General features: G+C 69.4%; 8 protein-coding genes. 6 read left to right on the top strand and 2 right to left on the bottom strand.

From position 1 onward, the window contains the following. Positions 1-125: 125 nt before the first annotated feature. Positions 126-260, bottom strand: a complete 135-nt coding sequence (locus ACWNCF_RS05180; protein ID WP_449406270.1) for a hypothetical protein — start codon at positions 258-260, stop codon at positions 126-128. Positions 261-364: 104 nt separating this feature from the next. Between ACWNCF_RS05180 and ACWNCF_RS05175 the strand changes: the two genes are divergently transcribed. The 5 genes from ACWNCF_RS05175 (at position 365) to ACWNCF_RS05155 (ending at position 5,631) form a co-directional block, all read left to right on the top strand. Next, positions 365-841 (top strand): DUF3656 domain-containing protein, encoded by a 477-nt coding sequence (locus ACWNCF_RS05175; RefSeq protein WP_449406269.1) that lies wholly within the window; start codon positions 365-367, stop codon positions 839-841. Then, complete coding sequence (locus ACWNCF_RS05170; protein WP_449406268.1) at positions 838-1,356, top strand: hypothetical protein; 519 nt, start codon at positions 838-840, stop codon at positions 1,354-1,356. Before ACWNCF_RS05175 ends, ACWNCF_RS05170 begins: the two co-directional genes overlap by 4 nt. A gap of 424 nt (positions 1,357-1,780) precedes the next feature. After that, positions 1,781-3,034 carry a sigma 54-interacting transcriptional regulator gene (locus tag ACWNCF_RS05165; protein WP_449406272.1) on the top strand — a complete coding sequence of 418 codons (1,254 nt, stop codon included), beginning with the start codon at positions 1,781-1,783 and terminating at the stop codon, positions 3,032-3,034. A 283-nt stretch (positions 3,035-3,317) separates the two neighbouring features. Continuing rightward, positions 3,318-5,006 carry a hypothetical protein gene (locus tag ACWNCF_RS05160; protein WP_449406267.1) on the top strand — a complete coding sequence of 563 codons (1,689 nt, stop codon included), beginning with the start codon at positions 3,318-3,320 and terminating at the stop codon, positions 5,004-5,006. Then, positions 4,912-5,631: a hypothetical protein gene (locus tag ACWNCF_RS05155; RefSeq protein WP_449406266.1), complete on the top strand. Its 720-nt coding sequence runs from the start codon at positions 4,912-4,914 to the stop codon at positions 5,629-5,631. Before ACWNCF_RS05160 ends, ACWNCF_RS05155 begins: the two co-directional genes overlap by 95 nt. Positions 5,632-5,643: 12 nt before the next feature. On the opposite strand, the gene ACWNCF_RS05150 is transcribed toward ACWNCF_RS05155, so the two are convergent. After that, on the bottom strand, positions 5,644-6,129 hold the full coding sequence (locus ACWNCF_RS05150) for a hypothetical protein (RefSeq protein WP_449406273.1): 486 nt from the start codon (positions 6,127-6,129) through the stop codon (positions 5,644-5,646). Here ACWNCF_RS05150 and ACWNCF_RS05145 point away from each other — a divergent pair. Then, positions 6,064-6,369 (top strand): C39 family peptidase (locus ACWNCF_RS05145; protein ID WP_449406271.1); only part of this gene is annotated, 306 nt, incomplete at its 3' end. The genes ACWNCF_RS05150 and ACWNCF_RS05145 overlap by 66 nt on opposite strands.

Here is a 6,369-nt window from a genome sequence, read left to right as displayed (position 1 = left end):
ATGTTGCCTGTACTCGTTCAGTTACGTATTGCTAAGGTTAAAACGGAGGAGTTCGTTGGATGATCCAGCACCTGGTCATGTTCACGCCCGACGTTCGACAAGAATTTCCACCGCGGCCACACGGATTATTTTGCCCAGGGCCGCCAGCAGACCATCGGCGCCTTCGATTCGCCGAAATACGTCGGCGTGGAACTGGGCACGGTCGCGCGCATCGCAGGCGGCGACCAGTACGATCTCGTCACGACCGAGTCGATGGCCAATGGCGACGGCCTGAACTACATGCACAAGCGCGACACCGTCGGCATCCAGGCGAACACCGTGCAGAAAGCTCGGCGAGGATGGCGACGGCCGGCCGCTGCTGCGCGTGTTCCCGAACGAAGGGCTGGCCACGCTGCCCGGCCTGAAGGTCGGCACCGTCATCCACCGCAACCGCGACCACCAGTGGGAAGCCGCGCTCTCGAAGAAATCCTCGGACCGCAAGGTGCGCGTGGACCTGCGGCTGGAAGACGTCGCCGGCGGCCTGCGCCTGACCGTCACGGACGAGGACGGCATCACGACGACGACCGGCGCGGCGCTGGCCCTGCAGCCGGCGCAGCAGGCCGAACAGGCGCTGGCCGGCCTGCGCGCCAGCGTGGCCAAGCTCGGCAACACGATGTTCGAGGCGGGCGCGATCGACGTCGCGCTGTCGCAACCGTGGTTCGTGCCGGCGAGCGCCATCAACGGCCTGCGCCGCGACGCCATCGCCGCCCAGGAAGCGGCGCGCCTGGCCGCCTGGCAGCGCCCGCAGCGCGCGCCGGCGGCCGAACTACCAGCCAGGCCGCGTATCCGGAAACGCATTTGAGCTACCTGGCCAACGTGTACAACGAAAAGGCGCGCGCCTTCTATCACAAGCACGGCGTCCAGCTGATCGCCGCCGCGTACGAATCGCATGAAGAACCGGGCGAGGTGCCGCTGATGATCACCAAGCACTGCCTGCGCTTCTCGTTCAACCTGTGCCCCAAGCAGGCAAAGGGCGTACAGGGCGTGCAGGGCCAGGTGCGCGCGGAGCCGATAGCCCTTGTCAGCGGCGACGAGCGCTACACGCTGAAGTTCGATTGCGTGCGAGATGCACGTGGTGGGCGCGATGAAACCCGGCATCCTGAATTCGCCGCCGCCGTCCGCCATTCCGTACAGCCCGCTCGTGTTCCACCGCCAGCGGCCGCGCGCCTGACGGTCCGCCGCGCCCTCCGGGCGGGCGCGCCGCCTCCCACGCTGCCGCCCTTCCGGCGGCACGCATCCCCATCCGGCGCCGCATCGGGCGGAATGCCGCTTTGTTGTGCGCCGCAAAAAAGCAACGCGGCGTTATGGCAAGCTTGACCAGTAACTGCAAAGTACAAAGTTGTAACTGGCTGTAACAAATGCCGCGCCCGGATATGGCGACCGCGGCATGGTCCGGTGCGCGCGGGCGACACGCGCGCCGCGCACGCACGCGGTCTTGCGGCCTTCGAACCGGTCTGCCGTCCAGTTTTATCGTCCGACACGAAAGTTTCACACGCGGCATAATGTTGATCAAAGTTCAACTGATGGTGCGAGAAATTGCCAACAGGCTACTGAGCGGCATAATTCTTGCAAATAATTACACTTGTAAAGCCTGCCGGTTCTCCCGTTCGTCCGCCGCGCTGCGTGAACCGGCCGACTGCCCGAAGGAGGATGGGATGACGCGAAAACGCTTGCTGTGCATTGTCCCGGATGACCCGGGCGCCCGTGCCCTGCTGGACGAGGCGATGCACAGACTCGGGATATCCGCAGTGTCTGCAACCTCGGCGACGCCGGGCGCGAACTGCGTAACGACCGCTACCTGGTCGGCCTGCTGGTGCACGACCGCGAACAGCACCGCCCGGCCGACGTCGAACTTTTCCTGCGCCGCCACAGCCATATGCAATGGGTCGGGGTGTTCAACCCGCGCGACCTCGAATCCGGGCCGTGCCGCGACCTCGTCGTGGAACACCTGTGCGATTACCACACGGCCCCGGTCGATCCGGTGCGGCTGGCCCACACGCTCGGCCACGCGCATGGCTGGGCGATGCTGCGCGGCCGCCCGAACCACGCCGACGCGCCGGCGGACGATCCGGCATCGCCGCTGATCGGCACCTGCGACGCGATCGCGCGCCTGCGGGCGCAGGTCGCGCGCGTGGCCAAGGTCGCGGCGCCCGTGCTGATCTGGGGCGAAAGCGGCAGCGGCAAGGAACTGACGGCCCAGGCGATCCACGCGCAGTCGGACCGCGCCGCCGGACCGTTCGTGCCGATCAACTGCGGCGCCATCGCGCCCAGCCTGATCCATTCCGAGCTGTTCGGCTATGAACGCGGCGCGTTCACGGGCGCGACGCGCGGCAAGGCGGGCCTGATCGAATCGGCGGACGGCGGCACGCTGTTCCTCGACGAGATCGGCGACCTGCCCAGGGACCTGCAGGCGAACCTGCTGCGCTTCCTGCAGGAGAAGACGATCTGCCGTCTGGGCAGCACGCGCAACATCCGCGTCGACGTGCGCGTGATCGCCGCGTCGCACGTGCAGCTGCAGCAGGCCGTGGCGAGCGGCGCGTTCCGCGAAGACCTGTACTACCGCCTCGCGGTGCTGCCCGTCACGGTGCCGCCGCTGCGCGAGCGGCGCGACGACCTCGTCACGCTGGCCGAGCACTTCTTCCGCGTGTACGCGAGCGAAAAATCGCCGCGCCTGAAAGGATTTTCCAACCGCGCGATCGAAGCGATCCTCGATCACGACTGGCCGGGAAATGTGCGTGAATTGATCAACCGGGTGCGGCGCGCGCTCGTCATGTCGGACGGGCGCCTGATCATGCCGGAAGACCTGGGCCTGACGCGCGGGATCGCCGTACCGGCGTCCGCGGCGCTGGACGACACGCGCCTGCGCTCGGAGCGCAGCGCACTGCGCGAATGCCTGGACCGCAGCGGCCATAACGTGAGCCGGGCCGCGCGCGACCTCGGCGTCTCGCGCACGACGATGTACCGCTTGCTGAGCAAGCACGGCATGCGCACATGAGCGGCCGGCCCCGTGGCGCACAAGTGGACAAGGTGTCCACTTTTTTTTGTGTGTTGCGGTACCCCGCGTTACACAGTTGTGCCGGAACTGGAACACTTTTTCGATATTTTCGGTAAATCGTGCCGGACTTTGTCTGACAGACGTGTAGGAAGATACGCACAAAGTCAACAAAAACAATGAGTTAGCGAACTCTGCAGTATGGCTGGCACTGAAAGTGCAACGGGATGGATGTCGGCGCCACAGCCGACCCATCACCAACCATCAAACCCAGAGGGGAACTCGAATGAACAAGACCTTGCTCGTGACTGCTATTTCGCTGGCTTTCTCGTTAAGCGCACAAGCGCAGGACTCGAACCTCGCGCGCGGCGGCAGCACGGCCACGCAGACCACGACCCGTTCGACGGACAACAGTACCCACGACAACAGCAACAACAGTACGCACGACAACAGCAACAACAGCACGAACACCATCACCAACACCAGCACCGCGACGACCACGAACACCAACAACAGCACACACGACAACAGTACGCACGACAACAGCACGCACGACAACAGCGACCACAGCGTTACCACGACGAACACGGACAACAGCGACAACAGCACGCACGACAGCAGCAACAACAGCACCAACACGAGCACCAGCACGAACAACAGCAACCACAGTTCGGGCGACGCGACGGCTTCGGCCATCGGCGGCACCGCCGCCAACAACGGCGGCACGGCCACGTCGACCTTCTCGAACAGCTTCAACACTTCCTCGGCCAACGCCACCGCGAACCTGAGCGGCAGCGTCTCGGGCAACAACATCCAGAACATCGGCAACGTGGCGACCAACAGCGGTAACGCCAACGGCGCCTCCGGTACGGCCGGCGCCGGCGCAGCGGGCACCGGCGGCGGCATCACGGCCAGCACCGGCGCGGGCGGCGGATCCGGCAACGCGAACGGCGCCGCGGGCGCCGCGGGCGGTTCGGCCTCCAATGGCGGCGCCAGCGCCGGCGCAGCCACGACCGGCAACGCCAACGCCGGTGCGGCCACGACCGGCGGCGCGACCGCCGGCATGGGCGGCGCGGGCGGCGTGGCCACCGGCGCGTCGAGCGGCGCGGGCGGCGCGGGCGCAGCCGGCGGCTTCGGCGGTTCGACCGGTGCCGCGAGCGCTTCGGGCGGCAACGGTGGCCTGACCGGCGGTGCGGCCGCTACCGGGGGCGCGGGCGCCGCCGGTGGAGCGGGCGGCCTGGCTTCGGGCGGCAACGGCGGTTCGACCGGCGCCACGACCGGTGGTAACGGCGGCGCCAGCGGTCCCACCACGGCCGGCATGGGCGGCATGGGCGGCGGCACGGGTGCGGCGACCGGCGGTGCGGGCGGCGCAGGCGCGGCCGGCGGTGCGGGCGGCGCGGGTGCGGCGGGCGCAGCCGGCGGTGCGGGTGGTGCGGGTGCGGCAGGCGCAGCCGGCGGTGCGGGTGGTGCCGGTGCGGGCGGCGGCTCGGGCGGCTTCGGCGGTGCGGGCGGCCTGGCCGGCGCAGGCAGCGGCGGCGGCTCGACGGCGGCCAACGCAGCCAACGGCGGCACGGCCAGCAATGGCGCGCACACGGCGACGTCGGGCGCTGGCGGTCTCAGCGGCAGCGGCAACGCCAACGCGGGCACGTCGACGGCCACGAGCGGCATGGCCACGGGCGGCGATTCGAACTCGACGGCCGGCATGGGAACTGGCGGCGCCGGCGGTGCGGGCGCGGCTGGCGCAGCCGGCGGCATGGGCGGTTCCGGTGCGGCCGGTGCGGCCGGCGGCGCGGGCGGTTCGGGCGCGGCCGGTGCGGCCGGCGGCATGGGCGGTTCAGGGTGCGGCCGGTGCGGCCGGCGGCGCGGGCGGCTCGGGCGCCATGGCATCGAATGCCGGCGGCGCCGGCGCAGCGGGCGGTGCCGCGACCGGCGCAGCCGGCGGTGCGGGCGGCGGCCTGACCTCGACGGCCGGTAACGGTGCGGCCAATTCCGGCGGCGCAGGCGGCGCGGGTGGTGCAGGTGCGGCCGGTACGGCGAGCTCGGGTGCAGGCGGTGCCGGTGCGGCCGGTACGGCCAGCTCGGGCGCCGCAGGTGCGGGCGCAGCGGGCGGCGCGGGTGCCGCCAGCGGCATGGCATCGAACACGGGCGGCGCAGGCGCGGCCGGTGGTGCGGCATCGACCGGTGCGGCCACGGCCGGCTCCGCCGCCAGCGGCGCAGCGACGACCGGCTCGGCCACGGTGGGTGATGCAACCGCCGGCAACGGCGGCAATGGCGGCAACGGCGGCACGACGACCGGCGGCGCCGGCGGCGCGCTGGCCAACATCACGGCCGGCATCGGTACCGGCGGCATGGGCGGTGCGGGCACCGGCGGCAACGGCGGCTCGAACTCGGTCAATGCCGGCACCTTCAACATGTCCAACACCATGAGCGGTGTCGGCCAGTCGGCTGCAGGTGTGATGGTGGTGAGCCGAGAACAACGGCTTCTCCTCGCTGGTGCAACAGAGCGTGAACGTCCAGAGCAACCTGGCTGTCGGCAAGTAATGCGGCGGACCGCCGTGCCCGCGCGGGCACGGCGGTTTTACGAAGCAACCCGGGGGTAGACAATGCAGTCATCACTCAAGAGCAAGGCCCGCAACCGCGTGTGCAGCGTCGCTGTGCTCGCGGCCTGCGCATCCGCGGCCTGGGCCGGACCGGAACTCGCGGTCCCCGTCCCAGGACGGCACGCCGGCCGCGCAGCCGGCCGCCAGCCCGGACAAGACGGCAAAGGCGGCCGACGCGCTGGGATTCGGTCCGGCCGCCGATCTGGGCAAGCTGGAGCATTCGCGCGGTGGAACGGACACGTTCATCGCCACCAACAACGCGAATCTCAACGGCGTCGTTTCCGGCAACAGCGCGGTGAACGTGGTCACCGGGTCGAACAGCATCGACACCGGGGCGTTCGCCAACATGTCCGGCATTCCGGTGGTGATCCAGAACAGCGGCGCGAACGTGCTGATCCAGAACGCCACCATCGTCAACCTGCAGTTCAAATGATGCGCCGCGCCCTGCCCTTGCCGTGCGTCTTGCTGGGTGCCTTGCTGGGCGCCGCCGGCGCGCACGCGGCCGACCTGGCGATTGCGGGCGGCGCGCGTTTCGACGTGCCGGTGAAGAGCATGCGCGAATTGCGCTTCACCTCGACGACCCGCCAGCAATACGACTTCAGCTGCGGCTCGGCCGCGCTGGCGACGCTGCTGACCTATCACTATGGCCATCCCATCAGCGAAACCGTCGCCTTCAAGGCGATGTGGGACAACGGCGACCAGGCCAAGATCCGGCGCGAAGGCTTTTCGCTGCTCGAC

The organism is Massilia phosphatilytica (assembly GCF_977014125.1).
This window is presented reverse-complemented; position numbering and strand designations above follow the sequence as displayed.